General features: G+C 59.8%; 13 protein-coding genes and 2 pseudogenes. 10 read left to right on the forward strand and 5 right to left on the reverse strand.

Going from position 1 to position 16,111, the window contains the following annotated elements; genetic code table 11:
• Positions 1 to 221: 221 nt before the first annotated feature.
• Entirely contained in the window at positions 222 to 770 is a 549-nt protein-coding gene (locus RHM58_RS32415) for an RNA polymerase factor sigma-70 (protein WP_201205415.1), read from the forward strand.
• 126 nt (positions 771 to 896) lie between these two features.
• On the opposite strand, the pseudogene RHM58_RS32420 reads toward RHM58_RS32415, so the two are convergent.
• From RHM58_RS32420 to RHM58_RS32430, 3 genes and pseudogenes are all read right to left on the reverse strand, one after another.
• A pseudogene (locus RHM58_RS32420) lies at positions 897 to 1,911 on the reverse strand (GNAT family N-acetyltransferase).
• Positions 1,912 to 2,011: 100 nt separating this feature from the next.
• On the reverse strand, positions 2,012 to 2,806 hold the full coding sequence (locus tag RHM58_RS32425) for a substrate-binding periplasmic protein (RefSeq protein ID WP_201255327.1): 795 nt from the start codon (positions 2,804 to 2,806) through the stop codon (positions 2,012 to 2,014).
• A 93-nt stretch (positions 2,807 to 2,899) separates the two neighbouring features.
• Positions 2,900 to 3,526 carry a TetR/AcrR family transcriptional regulator gene (locus tag RHM58_RS32430; RefSeq protein WP_201205421.1) on the reverse strand — a complete coding sequence of 209 codons (627 nt, stop codon included), beginning with the start codon at positions 3,524 to 3,526 and terminating at the stop codon, positions 2,900 to 2,902.
• 190 nt (positions 3,527 to 3,716) lie between these two features.
• Between RHM58_RS32430 and RHM58_RS32435 the strand changes: the two genes are divergently transcribed.
• The 8 genes and pseudogenes from RHM58_RS32435 to RHM58_RS32470 all read left to right on the forward strand — a co-directional run bounded on the left by RHM58_RS32435 (position 3,717) and on the right by RHM58_RS32470 (position 13,086).
• Positions 3,717 to 5,507 carry an acyclic terpene utilization AtuA family protein gene (locus RHM58_RS32435; protein ID WP_201255328.1) on the forward strand — a complete coding sequence of 597 codons (1,791 nt, stop codon included), beginning with the start codon at positions 3,717 to 3,719 and terminating at the stop codon, positions 5,505 to 5,507.
• Between the two features lie 12 nt (positions 5,508 to 5,519).
• Positions 5,520 to 6,389: an SDR family oxidoreductase gene (locus tag RHM58_RS32440; RefSeq protein ID WP_201205425.1), complete on the forward strand. Its 870-nt coding sequence runs from the start codon at positions 5,520 to 5,522 to the stop codon at positions 6,387 to 6,389.
• Between the two features lie 3 nt (positions 6,390 to 6,392).
• On the forward strand, positions 6,393 to 8,009 hold the full coding sequence (gene atuC / locus RHM58_RS32445) for a geranyl-CoA carboxylase subunit beta (RefSeq protein WP_201255329.1): 1,617 nt from the start codon (positions 6,393 to 6,395) through the stop codon (positions 8,007 to 8,009).
• A 22-nt stretch (positions 8,010 to 8,031) separates the two neighbouring features.
• Positions 8,032 to 9,189, forward strand: a complete 1,158-nt coding sequence (gene atuD / locus RHM58_RS32450) for a citronellyl-CoA dehydrogenase (protein WP_322269214.1) — start codon at positions 8,032 to 8,034, stop codon at positions 9,187 to 9,189.
• Complete coding sequence (locus RHM58_RS32455) at positions 9,186 to 9,983, forward strand: enoyl-CoA hydratase/isomerase family protein (RefSeq protein WP_322269215.1); 798 nt, start codon at positions 9,186 to 9,188, stop codon at positions 9,981 to 9,983. The genes atuD and RHM58_RS32455 overlap by 4 nt, the downstream gene beginning before the upstream one ends.
• A gap of 119 nt (positions 9,984 to 10,102) precedes the next feature.
• Positions 10,103 to 12,066: pseudogene (locus tag RHM58_RS32460) on the forward strand (acetyl/propionyl/methylcrotonyl-CoA carboxylase subunit alpha).
• Positions 12,067 to 12,189: 123 nt separating this feature from the next.
• Positions 12,190 to 12,732, forward strand: a complete 543-nt coding sequence (locus RHM58_RS32465; RefSeq protein ID WP_201205435.1) for an exonuclease domain-containing protein — start codon at positions 12,190 to 12,192, stop codon at positions 12,730 to 12,732.
• Positions 12,733 to 12,801: 69 nt separating this feature from the next.
• Entirely contained in the window at positions 12,802 to 13,086 is a 285-nt protein-coding gene (locus RHM58_RS32470) for a pyrimidine/purine nucleoside phosphorylase (protein WP_201205437.1), read from the forward strand.
• 67 nt (positions 13,087 to 13,153) lie between these two features.
• Here the strand turns inward: RHM58_RS32470 and RHM58_RS32475 are convergent, their stop codons facing one another.
• The gene (locus tag RHM58_RS32475) at positions 13,154 to 13,960 is read right to left on the reverse strand and encodes an MOSC domain-containing protein (RefSeq protein ID WP_201205439.1); all 807 of its coding nucleotides are present in this window, start codon (positions 13,958 to 13,960) and stop codon (positions 13,154 to 13,156) included.
• 186 nt (positions 13,961 to 14,146) lie between these two features.
• Complete coding sequence (locus tag RHM58_RS32480) at positions 14,147 to 15,082, reverse strand: chemotaxis protein CheV (RefSeq protein WP_054052105.1); 936 nt, start codon at positions 15,080 to 15,082, stop codon at positions 14,147 to 14,149.
• Positions 15,083 to 15,525: 443 nt separating this feature from the next.
• Between RHM58_RS32480 and RHM58_RS32485 the strand changes: the two genes are divergently transcribed.
• Positions 15,526 to 15,996 (forward strand): hypothetical protein, encoded by a 471-nt coding sequence (locus RHM58_RS32485; RefSeq protein WP_201205441.1) that lies wholly within the window; start codon positions 15,526 to 15,528, stop codon positions 15,994 to 15,996.
• The last annotated feature ends 115 nt before the right edge of the window (positions 15,997 to 16,111 follow it).

Raw genomic sequence — 16,111 nt, forward strand, 5'->3', positions numbered from 1 at the left:
ATGAGAACGATTGATGTCTTTAAATAATTAGTCCGCAGGCTTGAACCCAACCGGGCCGGGCCTGCCTGCGTGTCGCAGTTCGCACTCTGCACTTTTGTGGAGCATTAATTCTCTTTCTCAATTGACAATCATTATCATTCAACATAATTTGGCGCTCGATGTGTAGGACGGCTCCGAAACGCTTGTCGTCCCACAACCCTATTTGCAGCAAGGTGATTTCCATGACGGAACAAGTATCCACAGGCAGGTGCGATTCACCGCTACTTCAGGCCTTTGTCGACAACCGACTGATTCTGGTCAAAATTGCAGCCCGCATTACCGGCTGCCGGTCGCGGGCTGAAGACGTGGTGCAAGACGCGTTCTTCCGGCTGCAATCGGCGCCGCAGATCACCTCTTCATTCAAGGCCCAGCTGAGCTACCTGTTCCAGATCGTGCGTAACCTGGCGATCGACCACTACCGCAAACAGGCGCTGGAGCTGAAGTACTCGGGCCCAGAAGAAGAAGGTCTGAACGTGGTGATTCAGGGCGCTTCGCCGGAAACCTCGCACATCAACTTCTCGACCCTGGAACACATCGCCGACGCGCTGACCGAACTGCCGAGCCGCACGCGCTACGCCTTCGAGATGTACCGCCTGCACGGCGTGCCGCAAAAGGACATCGCCAAGGAACTCGGCGTCTCGCCGACCCTGGTGAATTTCATGATTCGGGATGCGTTGGTGCACTGCCGCAAAGTGTCGGGCAGTCGTGCGGATACGTTTGCCCGTCGGTAAGATCCGAAATTTCATCGCCCCCAATCGCGAGCAAGCTCGCTCCCACAGGTTCAGCGCAATCCCTGTGGGAGCGAGCCTGCTCGCGATGGCGGACTCAAGATCGCAACGGATCTTGAGTCCTACACCTCACGCCAATTTGCACCGATCAAAAAACCGCTCACGCCCCAGCACCATCAGCGCCGCGCGCTTGTGCGGGAAGTCGAACTCTTTTTCGCAGTGGAAACACTGGTTGTGCATATACCCGATCATCTTCGCGTTGTCGGCGCGAGGCTCGGCAACCACGTGCTGGGTGCGTGGATCGTCGAGAAACAGGTAATGCACCAGCGCCGATAACCAACTCGCGACTTTATGCGGGCCGCGATGCGCTTCTTCCCCCACCAGCATGTGAATGCCGCGGTCGTAATCGCCGGCGTCGTAGAACGGCGCGATGACGATCTTCCTTGGCCCAGTAGGCTTCAAAGTAAGCGAATGGCTGATCATCAAAACAACCGATCAGCGTCAAGGTGTGCGGGTCGGCATCGAGTTTGCTCAGGTACTCGCGATGCTTCTCGAGGCTGCCCTCTTCTTCCCAGAAACTCGCCACCCGCGGGCTGTTCTGCCAGCGATTAAACCGCGTCAGGTCATTTTCGATTTCCACTGTACGCAAGGAAACCCACGCACCGAGTCGCGCATCGAAACGTCGATAGACCTCGCCACGTGGTTTGGCCGGGCGTAATGGATGACGCTTGCCACCGCTGATGACCATCTGCTGCGGATAGCTGCCGGTCAGTGATTGCCCCAACCACGGCTGCGGCAACTGCCAGAACAAGGTGCGCTCACAGCGATACTCGCCAACCACGTCCGTCGGGATCAGCAAACCGCTGAGCAAGGCTTCGGTCGGTGCTTCATCCAGACGCCAGGTCAACTGCTGGCAGCCCGGGTCACGGGCAAACAACCAATAGCAAGCGGCCCAGAACGCCTGACTGGCAGGCAAACCAAAGCGCTCATCGACTTCGATGTGCAACTCGGGCTCGCGGCTCAGACGCAAGCGAATCAGCGGCTGCCCTTCCAGGCTGAGGCTCAGGCGGCTTTCGGTTTCATCGGCTACAAGACTGCGCCCTGACGGCAAGGCCAGGGCAGTCAGGTCATTCAGATTGGACATGGGTCGGGCTCACAGTAATCGTCGACAGTTCAACGATGTGACGTGAGCCGGGGCGGGAAATTTAAGCGAAGTGGTTAAATCCGCGACTTGCGGCACGCTTTCAGGTTTTGGGTACCGGCACCAAAGAGATTTTGTACGGCTCGAAAATCTTCAGCATCTGGCCGTTATCGCGCAAGCCTTGCAACAACTTGCTAAACGCCGGGCCACTGATCGGTGCAGCCGGACTGAGCAGTGCGTAATGGTGATAGACCTGATCGATGCGCTGGGACACCAGCAACTGATCGGCGACCTTCTCGTTGCGCAGCAGGTAATCGAACAGGTAAGAGCGCGTCACCAAGGCAATGTCCGCGCGCCCGCGCAGCACCATCAGCAGGTTGCTGTCGTGGGAATAGGTCAGCGTGGCGTTGTAGTTCTGCGCGAGGAATTTCGGGTCGGCATTGAAGTTGGCGAATTCGTAGTGATAACCGCTGAACAGGGCCAGGCGCTTGCCGGCGAGGTCGGCAAAGTAACTTTCACGACGATCAGGTTCGCGTTGCGCAACGAAAATCTCGGCGTCTTCCAGACCCATGTCGACGGTAGTGTGAGGAATGTCCTTCCAGCCCCAATCCGGGTTCTCGAAGATCGCCATGTCGACGCGACCTTGCTTGAAATCACCGAAACGCCGGGGAATGGAAGTGGGCACCAGTACAAACTGGTAATCGGTTTGCAACTGGTTCAAGGCTTCGACCAGTTGCGGCAGCAGACCGGTGTCGGCCCCGGACTCCGGGCGCACGGTGTAAGGCGGGAAATGCGCCGCACCGACCCGCACCTGTTGCGCAGCCTGGGAAGGCATTACCCAGACCACCGCAAGTGCCGTCAGCAATAACCGCGAGACCGTCCAAATTGGCGAAGACATCAAAAAACCCCACTCCCCGAAAAAAATACCCATCAATTCATTCAAGCTAGGCGGTTTCGCCTGTTTATCCAGTTTATTGTTGAGATAGACGTCTCATGGCTTCTCCTCAAGCACCAGAATCAACGCTTCATCAGCCAATTGATCAAGGCTCATGCTGCCACCGGCGCGAAACCAGGTGGTGGTCCAGGACAAGGCGCCCGTCAGGAACCGTCGAGTGATGAACACATCACCGCGAATAAAACCGGCGTCCTTGGCCTCGCCCAGCACATGCAACCAGATGTCTTCATAAATGTCCCGCAGCGCCAGTACCTGGGCCTGCCCTTCTTCGGATAACGACCGCCATTCGTAGACCAGCACCGCCATGGCTTCGCCGCTACCGCCCATGATCGACTGCAACTCGCAACGAATCAGCGCCAGCACCCGTTCACGCACGTTGGCCGCGTCGGCCAGGGCGGCGCGCATCAGCGCGGTGTTGTAGCGAATGGTTTCCTCCATCACGGCGCGCAGGATCTCGTCCTTGCTTTTGAAGTGATGAAAAATACTGCCCGACTGAATGCCCACCGCGCCGGCCAGGTCGCGCACGGTGGTGCGTTCAAAGCCTTTGTTGCGGAACAGGTGAGCCGCCACTTGCAGCAGTTTGCCACGGGCGCTGTCCGGGTCGGTCAATTGGCCGTTATCGACCAATTCGCGCATCACCCTCAGGGCTTTTTGCTCGTCCACCCGTTCTCTCCTACAGTCGTTCAGTCAAATACGCTACTCGCCGTTAAAACAGCGGGGTTGCGCGGGCAATTTAAGCTGGGCGGGGCGACCAAGCAAGCGCTTGGGAAGAAGATATTTCAGGCGTTTACAAACCAAGCGCTTGCTTGGTAGTCTCAAGCCACTTCTGTCGGACATGACCATGGAGTTGACCGTGCCAAAAACTATTCGCATCGGTTGTGCCAGTGCCTTCTGGGGCGACACCTCAACCGCCGCCGCGCAACTGGTGCAAGGCGGGCGCCTGGACTACCTGGTGTTCGATTATTTGGCCGAGATCACCCTGTCGATCATGGCCGGCGCACGGATGAAAGATCCCCAGGCCGGTTACGCCAGTGACTTCATTGAAGTGCTCAGCCCCCTCCTCACTCAACTCGCCGAACATAAAATTCGCGTCATCAGCAATGCCGGCGGGGTTAATCCGCAAGCCTGCGCGGCAGCCCTGCAAGCGGCGTGCGACAAGGCCGGTGTGGCGCTGAAAATCGCCGTGCTGTTGGGTGATGACCTGCAACCGCAATTCAAACAGCTGAGCAGTCAAGGCATTCACGAAATGTTCAGCGACGCGCCATTGCCGCCGATGTGTGTGTCCACCAACGCCTACCTCGGCGCACCGGGCATCGTCGAAGCCTTGCGTTTGGGCGCGGACATTGTGATCACCGGGCGGGTGGTCGACAGCGCCGTGGTCAGCGCTGCGCTGGTACATGAATTCGGCTGGTCCTGGCACGACTACGACAAACTGGCCCAGGCCGCACTGGCCGGGCACATCATCGAATGCGGCGCCCAGTGCACCGGCGGCAACTTCACCGATTGGCGCGAGGTGCCGGACTACGAGCACATCGGTTTCCCCATCGTCGAAGTCAGCGCCGACAGCCAGTTCATCGTCAGTAAACCCGAAGGCTCCGGTGGGCTGGTCACGCCACTGACCGTCGGCGAACAGATGCTCTATGAAATCGGCGACCCGCGGGCCTATCTGCTACCGGACGTGGTCTGCGACTTCAGTCAGGTCAAACTTCAGCAACAGGGTAAAAATGCGGTTCAGGTGCACGGCGCCAAAGGCTTGCCGCCCACCGATCAGTACAAGGTCAGCGCCACTTACCCGGACGGTTTCCGCTGCACCGCCAGTTGCCTGATCGCCGGGATCGATGCGGTGGACAAGGCCCGGCGTGTCAGCGAAGCGATCATCAACAAGACTTCAGAGATCTTCAGCCAGCGCGGCTGGGCACCCTACAGCGAAGTGAACATCGAACTGCTCGGCACCGAGGCCACCTACGGGCCCCACGGCCAGCGCCAGGACAGCCGCGAAGTGGTGATCAAACTCGCCGTGCGCCATCCAAGCAAACAAGCGTTGATTGTGTTTTCCCGGGAAATCGCCCAGGCCGCCACTGGCATGGCACCGGGGCTTACCGGGATCGTCGGCGGGCGTCCGACGGTGTATCCGCTGATCCGGCTGTTTTCGTTCCTGATCGACAAAAGTACCTGCACGCTGGACATTGATCTGCAGGGTCAGCGCCATCCCTGCGCCTTGCCGACGCTTGAGCCGCTGGACACAAACGCCCTGCCCGCCCCCCACGAACTGCCCAAACCCCAGGGCCGGGCCGACGCCAGTGTTGCGTTGGTCAAACTCGCGGTGGCCCGTTCCGGCGACAAGGGCAATCACAGCAACATCGGGGTCATGGCGCGTCAGCCGCAGTTCCTGCCGTGGATCGCCGAAGCGCTGACACCGGAAGTGATCGTCGACTGGATGAGCCACGTGCTCGACCCGGTCCACGGACGTGTCGGGCGCTGGTACCTGCCCGGCACCCACAGTTTGAATTTTCTGCTGGAAAACGCCCTCGGCGGTGGTGGCGTGGCCAGTCTGCGGATCGACCCGCAAGGCAAGGCCTTCGCCCAGCAACTGCTGGAGATCCAGATTCCGGTGCCCCAGAGCATCGCCGACCAGGTCAATTAGAGGACCGCTGCCATGGCTTACGACTCGATTTTCAAACCCGACCTGTTCGCTGGCCAGACCATCATTGTCACCGGCGGCGGCAGCGGCATTGGCCGTTGCACCGCCCACGAACTGGCAGCGCTCGGCGCCCATGTGCTGCTGGTGGGACGCAAGGCCGAGAAACTCAAAAGCGTTGCCATCGAGATTATCGAAGACGGTGGCAAGGCTGACTGGAAGGTCTGCGACATTCGTGAGGAAGACGCGGTCAAGCATCTGGTCAGTGAGTTGATCCGCCAATACGGACCGATTCACGGCCTGGTCAACAATGCCGGCGGGCAGTTCCCGTCGGCCTTGGCCTCGATCAACCAGAAGGGTTTCGAAACCGTGATGCGCACCAATCTGGTGGGCGGTTTCCTGATGGCCCGAGAAGTCTTCAACCAGTCCATGAGCAAGCACGGCGGCAGCATCGTCAACATGCTCGCCGACATGTGGGGCGGCATGCCCGGCATGGGCCACTCGGGCGCGGCGCGCTCGGGCATGGATAATCTGACCAAGACTGCTGCGTTCGAATGGGGTTATGCCGGGGTGCGGGTCAATGCCGTGGCGCCGGGCTGGATCGCGTCCAGCGGCATGGACACTTACGAAGGCGCGTTCAAGGCCGTAATCCCGACCCTGCGCGAACATGTGCCACTCAAGCGCATCGGCACCGAATCGGAAGTCAGTGCAGCGATTGTTTTTCTACTCAGCCCCGCAGCGGCGTTTGTCAGCGGCAGCACCTTGCGCATCGACGGTGCCGCGAGCCTTGGCGGTCGGGCGTGGCCGATCCACAAGGCACAAAACAGCGAATCGTATAACGGCTTTCACCGGGCGTATTTGCCGGACGTGCTCAAGGACAAGGAATAAGCCATGCCGGTTATCCAGTCGCAAATCGACCCTTTCAGTGAACAGTTCGCCCGCAATCGAGCGGCGATGCTGGTCGGCATCGAGCACGTCCGCCAGCTCGAACAAAACCTGCTGAACAAGGCCGCCGAAGCCAAGGCAAAATTCGACAAACGCGGGCAGTTGCTGCCCCGTGAGCGCCTCAATCTGCTGCTCGACCCCGGTGCACCGTTCCTCGAACTGGCGAGCCTGGCCGGCTACAAATTGCACGACGACAAGGACGGCAGTTCCGCCGGCGGCGGCTTGATTGCCGGGATCGGCTACGTCTCCGGCGTGCGGGTGCTGGTGGTGGCGAACAACAGTGCGATCAAGGGCGGGACCATTTCCCCCAGCGGTTTGAAAAAGTCCCTGCGCCTGCAACAGATCGCCATGGAAAACAAACTGCCGGTGATCACCCTCGCCGAGAGCGGTGGCGCCAACCTCAATTATGCCGCCGAGATTTTCGTCGAAGGCGCCCGCAGCTTTGCCAATCAGGCGCGGATGTCGGCCATGGGTTTACCGCAGATCACCGTGGTCCACGGCTCGGCCACGGCGGGCGGTGCCTATCAGCCGGGGTTGTCGGATTACGTGGTGGTGGTGCGCGGCAAAGCCAAGCTGTTTCTCGCCGGCCCGCCGCTGCTCAAGGCCGCCACCGGTGAAGTCGCCAGCGATGAGGAACTGGGTGGCGCCGAGATGCACGCGCAAACCGCCGGCACCGCCGAATACCTGGCCGAGAACGATGCCGACGGCGTGCGCCAGGTGCGCGAAATTCTCAGTCTGTTGCCGTGGAACGATCAACTGCAATGGTTACCCGAACGTCAGTGGAAAGAACCGCTCTACCCCATCAACGAACTGCTGGGGCTGATCCCGGATGATCCGAAAAAACCCTACGACGTGCGTGAAATCATCGCCCGGATTGCTGACGGCTCGAACTTCCTCGAATTCAAGGGAGAGTTCGATCAGCAGACTGTTTGCGGCCACCTGCACATTCAGGGCCGCGCCTGCGGCTTTATCGGTAACAACGGTCCGATCACGCCTAAGGGTGCGAGCAAAGCGGCGCAGTTTATTCAGCTCTGCGACCAGAGCCAGACGCCGCTGCTGTTTTTCCACAACACCACGGGGTTTATGGTCGGCACCGAATCGGAACAGCAAGGGGTGATCAAGCACGGCGCGAAGATGATTCAAGCGGTGGCCAACGCCCGAGTGCCGAAACTGACCATCGTCGTCGGCGGCTCCTACGGTGCCGGCAACTACGCGATGTGCGGCCGTGGCCTCGATCCGCGTTTCATCTTCGCCTGGCCCAACAGCCGCACTGCAGTCATGGGTGGCGCTCAGGCCGGCAAGGTGCTGCGGATCGTCACCGAGGCCAAGCAGCTCAAGGATGGCCTGGTGCCGGACCCGAAAATGCTCGACATGCTGGAGCAAGTCACCGCGCAAAAACTCGACAGCCAATCCACCGCGCTCTACGGCAGCGCCAGTTTGTGGGACGACGGGCTGATCGATCCGCGGGATACCCGCACCTTGCTCGGGTATTTGCTGGATATCTGCCAGGAGGCCGAGGTTCGGCCGCTGCAAGCCAACAGTTTTGGTGTAGCCCGCTTCTAGGGCGTTCAGGAGAACAATAAAAATGATCTTCACCCAGGAACACGAAGCACTGCGCCGCACCGTTCGCCAATTCGTCGATCACGAGATCAACCCGCACGTCGAGGAATGGGAAAAATCCGGGCGCTTTCCGATCCACGAGATCTTCCGCAAGGCTGGCGATCTTGGCCTGCTGGGCATCTCCAAACCGGAAAAATTCGGTGGCATGGGCCTCGACTACAGCTATTCGATCGTCGCCGCCGAAGAGTTCGGCACCATCCATTGCGGCGGGGTCCCGATGTCCATCGGCGTGCAGACCGACATGTGCACCCCGGCCCTCGCCCGCTTCGGCTCCGATGAACTGCGTGAAGAGTTCCTGCGCCCGGCGATCACCGGCGAACAAGTCGGCTGCATCGGCGTCTCGGAAGTCGGCGCCGGTTCCGATGTCGCCGGGTTGAAAACCACCGCCCGAAAGGATGGCGACGACTACGTAATCAACGGCAGCAAGATGTGGATCACCAACTCACCGAGTGCTGATTTCATCTGCCTGCTGGCCAACACCTCGGACGATAAACCACACATCAACAAGTCGCTGATCATGGTGCCGATGAACGCCCCCGGGATCAGCCTCAGTTCGCACCTGGACAAGCTCGGCATGCGCAGTTCGGAAACCGCCCAGGTGTTTTTCGACAACGTACGCGTGCCGCAACGCAATCGCATCGGCCATGAAGGCGCGGGTTTCATGATGCAGATGTTGCAGTTCCAGGAGGAACGCTTGTTCGGCGCGGCGAACATGATCAAAGGCCTGGAGTACTGCATCGATAGCACCATCGAGTACTGCAAGGAGCGCAAAACCTTTGGCAATGCGCTGATCGACAACCAGGTCATTCACTTTCGCCTGGCTGAGCTGCAAACCGAAATCGAATGCCTGCGGGCGCTGGTTTATCAGGCGACCGAGCAGTACATCAAAGGCCAGGACGTCACCCGCCTGGCTTCGATGGCCAAACTCAAGGCTGGCCGGCTCGGCCGGGAAGTCAGTGACAGTTGCCTGCAATACTGGGGCGGCATGGGTTTCATGTGGAACAACCCGGTAGCCCGGGCCTACCGCGACGTGCGGCTGGTGTCGATCGGCGGCGGCTCTGACGAAATCATGCTCGGGATCATCTGCAAACTCATGGGCACCCTGCCCGGGAAAAAGAAATGAACAGCCTGCCGGTTTGCCAGACACTGCTGCTCGAGTCCCACAATGGTGTGCTGCACATCACCCTCAATCGCCCGGAAAGCCGTAACGCCATGAGCTTGCAGATGGTCGCCGAACTGCGTGCGGTGCTGGCGGCGGTGAGCGAGGACCGAACCGTTCGAGCCTTGGTGATCGGCGGTGCCGGCGGACACTTCTGCGCGGGCGGCGACATCAAGGACATGGCCAACGCCCGGGCTCAAGGCCCGAGCGCTTATCGCGACCTGAATCGAGCGTTCGGTGCGCTGCTGCAAGAAGTGCAACACGCCCCGCAAGTGGTGATCACGGTGCTGCAAGGCGCAGTGTTGGGCGGTGGCTTGGGGCTGGCCTGTGTCAGCGACGTTGCGCTGGCCGATCATCAAGCGCAGTTCGGCCTGCCGGAAACCAGCCTCGGCCTGCTACCGGCGCAGATCGCACCGTTCGTGGTCCAACGCATCGGTCTGACCCAGACCCGAAGACTGGCCCTGACCGCAGCGCGATTCGACGGCACCCACGCCCGGCGAATGGGCCTGGTGCATTTTGTCGAGCATGACGCGCAAGCCCTGGCCGAGCGTCTTGATGAAGTGCTGGCCCATGTATTGTGCTGCGCACCGGGGGCGAACGCGCTGACCAAAAAGCTCTTGCTGGCAAGTGCCGGGCAGACTTGCGATGCGCTGCTGGATCAAGCGGCCGAGTGGTTCAGCGAAGCGGTGACCGGGGACGAGGGTATCGAAGGGACCATGGCATTCGTGCAAAAACGTAAACCGGGGTGGGCCTCTTAAAAGCTTCGCGGGCAAGCCTCGCTCCCACAGGGGTTATGTGTCGTTCACAAACCTTGTAGGAGCGAGGCTTGTCCGCGAAGAGGCCATCACATTCACCGCACAACAAAAGGGAACGCCCCATGCCCGGATTCAGCAAAATCCTGATCGCCAACCGCGGTGAAATCGCCTGCCGCATCCAGCGCACCGCCCAGGCCCTGGGCTACCGCACGGTCGCCGTCTTCAGCGACGCCGACGCTGATGCCCTGCACGTGCAAATCGCCGACGAAGCCGTGAACATCGGCCCGGCGCCTGTACAGCAGTCGTACCTGAACATCCCGGCAATCATCGATGCCGCCCGCCGCACTGGCGCCGATGCGATACACCCCGGCTACGGCTTCCTTTCCGAAAACGCCGAGCTTCGCCCTCGCCTGCCAGCAAGGCCGGCATCACCTTCATCGGCCCGAGCCCCGAAGCCATCGAGCTGATGGGAAGCAAGCGCCTGTCAAAACTCGCCATGATCGACGCGGGCGTACCCTGCATCAAAGGCTATCAGGGTGCCAAACAGGACGACGCGACCCTGAGCCGTGAAGCCGAACGCATCGGCTATCCGCTGATGATCAAGGCCAGCGCCGGTGGTGGCGGACGCGGCATGCGCCTGGTACACGACGCGGGTGATCTGCTGGAGCAACTGCGCACCGCACGTTCCGAGGCCCTGCACGGGTTTGGCAGCGATGAGCTGATCCTCGAACAGGCGCTGATCGATCCGCGTCACGTTGAGGTTCAGGTGTTCGGTGATCAGCACGGCAACCTGATCTACCTTGGCGAGCGCGACTGTTCAATCCAGCGCCGGCATCAGAAAGTCATCGAGGAAGCGCCTTGCCCGGTCATGACCGTCGAACTGCGCCAAGCCATGGGCGAAGCGGCGCTCAAGGCCGGGCGAGCGGTGAATTATGTGGGCGCTGGCACGGTGGAGTTCCTGCTCGATGCTCGCGGGCAGTTTTACTTTCTGGAGATGAATACCCGACTGCAGGTGGAACACCCAGTGACCGAACTGATCACCGGCCTGGACCTGGTTGCCTGGCAACTGCACGTCGCTGAAGGCCTGCCGCTGCCGCTACGTCAGGATCAGGTGCAGCTCAATGGGCATGCCATTGAAGTGCGCCTGTACGCCGAAGACCCTGCCCAAGGATTCCTGCCGCAGACCGGGCATATCGACGCCTGGGAGCCGGCGCTGCAACACGGCGTACGAATCGACCATGGCCTGATCGAAGGCCAGAACGTCAGCGTCTTTTATGATCCGATGCTGGGCAAACTCATCGCCCACGGCGCCACTCGCGAAGAAGCCCGGCGTAAGTTATTGCGGGCGGTGCAGGACAGCGTGCTGCTGGGCATTCAGAGCAATCAACGCCTGCTCGCCAGCCTGCTGGAGCATCCGCAATTCATCCGTGGCGAATTCAGCACCGGTTTTATCCCGACGCACTTCGCCGACCACCCCTGCCTGCATGCCCACGTCCCGAGCGCCGAAGAACTGGCCATCGCGGCGGCGCTGTTCTATCAGGCATCAGCGCAACATCACGCGGCCCCTTTGGCCGGTTGGCGCAACAACGCCAGCGTGCCATTGCACTATCGCATCGGTGTAGAGGACCAGGACTGGACCGTAGAACTGAACGCGGTGCCTGACGCGCCCTTCCGGCTTCGGATCGGCGACCGGACGCTCGAATTGAAGCTCATCCACTGCGACAGCCGTTGGACCACCCTGGAAATCGACGGCATCCGCCAGCGTCACGCCTATCGCCTCGACGCCGGGCAACTCTGGCTGTTCACCCGCCCCGGCAGCCTGCGGCTGGTGGATCGCACTCAGTTGCCGGTCAGCAGCCAGGCTAGCGTCGGCTCCGGCACGCTCAAGGCACCGATGGACGGGGCGATCATCGACGTATTGGTCAGCGAGGGCAGCACGGTCAGCAAGGGGCAATTGCTGGTGGTGCTGGAGGCCATGAAAATGGAGCATCCGCTCAAATCCGGGATCGACGGCGTGCTCAAACGCTTGCAAGTCAGGGTTGGCGATCAGGTTAAAAATCGTCAGATTTTGTTGGAGGTCGAATAAGGTGCCAGGGGCGTTCTCAATTAGTTTCCACGCGCGGAAACTAATTGAGAACGCCCCTAGGCGGATCCGCCGGGTTTGGCTACGCTCAAGCCCTATCGGGACGCGGATACCAGGAACCCTGCGATGCCTCACTGGTTGGTCATTGATCTGGAAGCCACCACCGATGAGGGCGGCTGGCCAGTCACAGAAATGGAAATCATCGAAATCGGTGCCACCCTGGTGGACCGAAAAGGTCGAGAACTGGATCAGTTCCAGCGTTTCGTACGCCCGACGCGCCGGCCTTTGCTGACGCCGTTTTGCCGGGAACTGACCCACATCACCCAGGCCAACATCGATGCGGCGCAGCCGTTGGTCGAGGTCTGGGACGCGTTCGAGCACTGGCTCACCCAGCATCACTCGCGCTTGGAAGGCTGGGCCAGCTGGGGCGATTACGACCGCCAACAATTGGTTCAGGAATGGCAACGCCTGCAACTCGACAGCTTTTTGAGCCAAGTGCCGCACATGAACCTTAAGCAGCGATTCGCCAAGGCGCGTCGACTGGATCGCCCGCTGGGGCTCAACGGCGCGCTGCAACTGGCGGGCATGCAATTCAATGGTCAGCAGCATCGGGCACTGGAAGACGCGCGCAATACGGCGCGGTTATTACCGCTGATTCTTCCCATCTAGGAAGGTGACGGCGCAAGGGGCGTTGTGCATACTGGCCGGCCCTTTTAAGCCCTTTTCGAGGAATCGCCCATGTTTAAAGTCAACGAGTACTTCGACGGCACCGTCAAGTCGATCGCCTTTGGCACCGCACAAGGTCCAGCGACTATCGGCGTCATGGCACCGGGCGAATACGAATTCGGTACCAGCCAGCGTGAAATCATGCACGTGGTGACCGGCGCCCTGACCGTCAAACTGCCAGACAGCACCGACTGGGAAACCTTCGCTGCCGGCAGCCAATTCAATGTGCCTGCCAACAGCAAGTTCCAGCTGAAAGTGGCCGTCGACACCGCTTACCTGTGCGAATACCGCGGCTAAAACCCTGGGTTTCACAGCAAAAAATGCCCGTGTCTAACGACACGGGCATTTTTCGTTTGCAGCCTTTTTACTCGAGAATGGTCACCGGCATACCGACTTCAAGTCGACCATTGCTGTCGTTGACCAGGTTCTGGCCAAACATCGCGCCGTCCGCCTCTGCGCGATACTTCTGCAAACTGGCCAGCGGCTCGCGATCATCGCTGCGCTCACCGGTCTTCGGATCAATCGTCGTCAGAATGCAGCGCGAGCACGACTTGACCACCCGGAACTCGACGTCGCCGATGCGAATGCGCTTCCAGCCGTCTTCAGCAAATGCTTCGCTGCCCTCGATCACCAGATTGGGCCGAAAGCGCAGCATCTCCAGCGGACGACCCACCTTGCTCGACAAGTCTTCCAGTGACGCCTGGCCGATCAGCAATAGCGGGAAACCATCGGCGAACGCTACCTGATCATCATCCTTGCCGTAGCCGGCCTCGGTGGTGCGCGCGCGATCCAGCGGCACTTGTACCAGTCGTGTTGGTTTTCCAATGAATCGGCTGACCCAGGCACCGGCCGCGTCGCCAGCATCGGGCACCCGCAGGGTGTCACGCCAAATGGTTACGCCACGCAGCTCGGCGTCGCTGCCGGGCAAGGCAATATCGATCGGTGAGTGGCCAGGAGCATTGAGGGTCAAGCCACCGTCGGCATTCCACAGCGCCGACAGCTGACTCATCTGCGCCACTGCGCGCTGGGTCAGGAAGCGTCCGCTGGCCTCGTCCACCAACATCCAGCGTCGATCCCCGTCCAGGCCCAGTTTGTCGAGGCTGACCTGTTGCAGGGTCTCGCCCTTGGCGGATTTCAACGGATAACGATAAAGCGCGCTCAGATGCAGCATGGCCAGCTCCCTGGTGGGCAAAAACGCCACCCTATACGAGCTTGATCGCCGAATCAAAGGCTGAGAACACTACATACCTTGTGGGAGCGGGCTTGCTCGCGAAAGCGGTGTGTCAGTCAACATTGATATCGACTGACACGGCCTCTTCGCGAGCAAGCCCGCTCCTACAGGTAGGCCAAGTCGTTATCAGGCCGGCACTTCGTCGAGCATCAGGCGTTGGCGCACCACATCGACGAGTTTGTCGGGCTGAAACTTGGAGAGGAAGTTGTCGCAACCGACTTTCTTGACCATCGAATCGTTGAAGCTGCCGGACAACGAGGTGTGCAGGACCACATAAAGGCCACGCAGGCGCGGATCGTTACGGATTTCGGTGGTCAGGCGATAGCCGTCCATTTCCGGCATTTCCGCATCGGTGAAGATCATCAGCAGTTTGTCGGTCATGACAACGCCGGTATCGGCCCAGGCTTTAAGCATGTTCAGGGCTTTCAGGCCGTCGCTGGCGATATGCATCTTCACGCCCAACTGGCCGAGGGTGTCGCGCAATTGCGACAGCGCCACGTTGGAGTCGTCCACCAGCAGCACTTCACGGCCACGAGCACGTTCCAGAACCGGGTCATCCAGTTTGTCCTTGGACACCTTGGCGTTGTACGGAACGATTTCGGCGAGGACTTTTTCCACGTCGATGATCTCCACCAACTGGTCATCGACCTTGCTGATGGCGGTCAGGTAATGCTGGCGACCGGCGCTGGTCGGCGGCGGCAGAATGGCTTCCCAGTTCATGTTGACGATGCGGTCCACGCCACCGACCAGGAACGCCTGCACCGAACGGTTGTACTCGGTGACGATGATGGTACTGGTAGGGCTTGGCACCAGTGGACGCATGCCGATGGCCTGGGACAAGTCGATGACCGGCAGGGTCTGGCCACGCAGGTTGACCACACCGCAGACAAACGGATGGCGCTGGGGCATCAGGGTCAGTTTCGGCAGTTGCAGCACTTCCTGAACCTTGAACACGTTGATCGCGAACAATTGCCGCCCGGCCAACCGGAACATGAGAATTTCCAGGCGATTCTCACCCACCAGTTGCGTGCGTTGGTCTACCGTGTCGAGAATGCCGGCCATTAATGACTCCTGGGCTTGTTCTGATGAATTCACTAAAGAGGGTTATCGGCTGTTATTGCCGGACCTTGACCCTCAGACAAAATGCCATGCCCAGCCATTGATGTCACATTAACATCATGCTTTACTGACCCGGTGATTTTCATCACTCCTGATTCCCTGACGCGCGACCTCGGTTTGCACGTTAGGTTCCCCTGCGTAAGGGATTCCCCTAGTAACAATCAGGCCCAACCTGATATTCGCAATATCCAATAGCCATTAATGTGACGCCATTCTCATTGCATGAACGGAGTCAGGCTTTTGTGTGCGATCGCAGGTCAGTGGCCCTCCACCCTCTCGAGTTCTCCAGCGTGCGCAATAGCCTGCCGGGGTGCGTTCGCGCAAAAACTCGTGATTATCGACACGCACGACATTCCCTCATCTGACATGACGTTGTGGAGATAAGCATGCCGTACGACCATAAAGAGGGCGCTCAACGGCTTCCCGAGTTTCTCGTCGAGGCTGAAACACTCCTGGCTAAATCCGAGGAATGTCTCTGTCATCTGCAACTGATCAGCAATGACACCGACGCCATTGACTGCATGCTCAGCACCCTCCTGAAGCTGGCGAACAAGGCCGATGCCCTGGCCCTGGAAGCGGTTTCAGAGTTTTCGCTGCATATTCATGGCTTGTTGAATCACGCCCAACACCACATGGCCCTGAACGATCAAGCTCTCGATGCGCTGAAAGACTGCTTTACGCTGATGGCCTGGCAACTTGAACTCATCGATCAGAAAACCGGACAGTTGACCCTCGATGACAGCGAGCAAGCGTCTTTGATTGAGGCGTTTGCCTTTCAACTCGGGCAAAACCGTTTTCAGCCACCCGCCCACGCCAAGCCGCTCACCCTCGTGGCCTTCTCGGAACGGCAAGCTTAGATTTGCCGGCCAACTAGGCGTTGCCTGGTTTTCTTAATACCCAGACCCGACTCAATAACTTGAGCGCACCTGTCGCAATTGAAACTTTCTTACCTGTCAGCGACAGCACTAAACA

Origin of the sequence: Pseudomonas sp. 10S4, assembly GCF_034344865.1 — a bacterium.
Taxonomy (GTDB): domain Bacteria; phylum Pseudomonadota; class Gammaproteobacteria; order Pseudomonadales; family Pseudomonadaceae; genus Aquipseudomonas.